The sequence below is a fragment of the Haematobacter massiliensis genome, from assembly GCF_000740795.1.
GTDB lineage: Bacteria > Pseudomonadota > Alphaproteobacteria > Rhodobacterales > Rhodobacteraceae > Haematobacter > Haematobacter massiliensis.
Genome location: NZ_JGYG01000036.1, coordinates 1 through 2,524 on the forward strand (window position 1 = coordinate 1; position 2,524 = coordinate 2,524).

The 2,524-nt window shown below is 63.2% G+C and carries 3 protein-coding genes; all 3 read right to left on the reverse strand.

What is annotated here, in order from left to right; genetic code table 11:
* Positions 1–24: 24 nt before the first annotated feature.
* From tnpC to tnpA, 3 genes are read right to left on the reverse strand one after another with little or no spacing between them, the layout of a single operon-like run.
* Positions 25–1,653, reverse strand: a complete 1,629-nt coding sequence (gene tnpC / locus CN97_RS19615; protein WP_035715272.1) for an IS66 family transposase — start codon at positions 1,651–1,653, stop codon at positions 25–27.
* A gap of 60 nt (positions 1,654–1,713) precedes the next feature.
* Entirely contained in the window at positions 1,714–2,064 is a 351-nt protein-coding gene (gene tnpB / locus CN97_RS19620) for an IS66 family insertion sequence element accessory protein TnpB (protein ID WP_035715275.1), read from the reverse strand.
* A complete protein-coding gene (tnpA, locus tag CN97_RS20470; protein ID WP_084684286.1) occupies positions 2,061–2,465 on the reverse strand; it encodes an IS66-like element accessory protein TnpA in 405 nt (134 codons plus the stop codon). Before tnpA ends, tnpB begins: the two co-directional genes overlap by 4 nt.
* Positions 2,466–2,524 lie beyond the last annotated feature (59 nt).

Below are 2,524 nucleotides of genomic sequence, written 5' to 3' on the forward strand. Positions count from 1 at the left end.
GTAAGCCCACGGCGGGGACCGCGGTCAGGCAGCCTTGACTTGGCTGTCTTCGGCGCTCCAGTGCCACGGCAGCAATTCGGGCAGTCGCGAGACAGGCAGGTCGGAGATGCGGGCGATGACATCGGCCAGCCAAGCTTGGGGATCAATGCCGTTCAGCTTCGCGCTGCCGATCAAGGAATACATGAAGGCGGCGCGATGGCCACCACGCTCGGAGCCGGTGAAGAGCCATGACTTCCTGCCAAGAGCCACACCGCGCAGCGAACGCTCGGCAGAATTGTTACTGAGGCAGACCCGGCCATCCTGAAGGAAGCGGGTAAAACCGGGCCAATGCGCCGTCGACAGAAGGTAATCGATTGCCTTGGCAACTTTGGCATGTTTCGAGAGCCGCGCCCGTTCGGACCGCAGCCATGCTTCCAGTTCGCCCACCAGTGGCGCCGACAGACGCTGGCGCGCCTCCAGACGGGCAGCGGCATCAAGGCCGCTGATCTCGCGCTCGATTTCGAACAGCCTGTCGATCCGCTTCACCGCTTCAAAGGCGATCGGCGAGATGTCTTCAGGCGACTTGCCTTTGCGGATGTTGCCCTCGACATCGGCAAGCTCGAAGAACTTGCGGCGCGCATGCGACCAGCATAGCGCGGGCAGAACAGGGCCCGGCTTGCGATTACCCTGGTAGAGCTGGTTGTATCCGGCATAGGCGTCGGCCTGCAGGATGCCTTGCCAGCCCTTCAAATGCCCAAGTGGATGTTCGCCCGCCCGATCGCGGGAGAACTTGAAGACAACGGCCGGCGGGGCGGTCCCGGAGAAGGGGCGGTCATCGCGAACATAGGTCCAGAGCCGCGCGGTCTTTGTTCCGCCGCGGGCAAGAAGCGGTACCGTTGTATCATCTCCATGAAGGCGTTCGGCGGCCAGGACATGCGCCTCGATCAGTGCCTGCAAAGGTTCCAGCAATGCGGTCACGGCGCCGACCTGGTCGGCCAGCGTCGAGAGGCTTAGCTCCACGCCTTCCCGGGCATACCGCTCTGCCTGACGGTTCAGGGGCTGATGCTGGCCGTACTTTTCGAAGATGATCATTGCCAGAAGGCTGGGTCCGGCCCATCCCCGCGGAACGGGGTGGAACGGCGCCGGGGGCTGGCTGATCTTCTCACAAGCCCGACATGTGAACTTCTCGCGGACCGTCTGGATCACCTTCCATTGCCGAGGGATGACCTCCAGCGTCTCGGTGATGTCCTCGCCCATCTTCACGATGCGACCGGAACCACAGCAGCTGCAGGCGGTCGGCGCCTCGATCACCACCCGTTCGCGCGACAGGTGGTCGGGGAAGGGTTTCTTCACCGGCTTGCGTCGCTCAAAGCCCGCGACCTGTGTCTGCCCCACTGCCTGTTCGGCCCGGGCGTTGTCCTCTGCGGCGTTGGCCACCAGTTCCTCGAGCTGCAATTCCAGCTGGTCGATGAGCCGGGCAGTGCGTTCCGCGCTCCGGCCGTACTTGTCGCGGCGGAGCAGCGCGATCTCGAGCTTGAGCCCCGCGATCATCGCTTCCGAGGTCGAGACCACCGCACGGGCCTGTGCGAGATCAGCCTCGGCAGCTGCAGCGCGCCCCTCGGCAGCGGCGAGCGCGGCGCGCAGTTGTTCGAGCTCGGAGGCGGTCCCAGACATGGCAGGACCTTACCACGCCGACGGGGGCAGGCCTACGCAAAAACTGCAAATAAAGCTGTATTATCCTGCCTTTGCGGGTCTTTGTGTCCAACGTGGATTTCGCCAGTCAATGCCTTCGAGAAGATAGGCGAGCTGCGCCGCTGATACCTGAACCGCTTCGCCCGATCCGCTCGATGGCCAGATAAACTTCCCTGCCTCTAGCCGCTTCATATAGAGCGACATTCCGACGCCGTCATGCCATATCAATTTTACCAGATCGCCACGGCGCCCTCGGAAGCAGAATATCTCGCCCGCATGCGGATCCCGCCCGAGCCCTTGCTGAACCTGCAGCGCCAGCGTGTTCATGCCTCGCCGCATGTCGGTGACGCCGCCCGCGATCCAGACAGTCACTCCCGCCGGAAACGCGATCATCGGCCATCTACCACGGAAAGGAGCCGGGCCAGCGCCTCCGGGTCCACGTTGGCCGGCACAACAAGCTGGCGTCCATTCCTCAGGGCAATCTCTACCCGCGCTTCCGGGTTCGGCGGCACCGACCTTGGTGATCTCATGCCTGTCGGCTCGGCCAAAACCGTCAGAGGGGCAAAGGATGGCAAACAGTCGCCACCAAATTCTCCATTCCGATACTGCCGGCGCCAAACCGTCAGCAGAGACCTCGAAATGCCGTGCCGCCTTGCCGTGGCACTGACCTGCCGACCTTCGTGGAGGCTTTCCTCGACGATCCGCACTTTGTCTGCATTGCTCCAATGTCGCCGGCGGACACCATCCGCCGCGGACATAACTTCAATCGGGGGTTCGAATTTAAGGTCGCGCATAAGGTCGAAGCTATCACCCCAACGCAAAACCCGTCAGGCGGCCCTCCGCGGAGGCATAC

Coding starts and splice junctions, on each gene's coding strand:
- tnpA (WP_084684286.1), bottom strand. CDS start 2,465: ATGCGCGACCTTAAATTCGAACCCCCGATTGAAGTTATGTCCGCGGCG.
- tnpC (WP_035715272.1), bottom strand. CDS start 1,653: ATGTCTGGGACCGCCTCCGAGCTCGAACAACTGCGCGCCGCGCTCGCC.
- tnpB (WP_035715275.1), bottom strand. CDS start 2,064: ATGATCGCGTTTCCGGCGGGAGTGACTGTCTGGATCGCGGGCGGCGTC.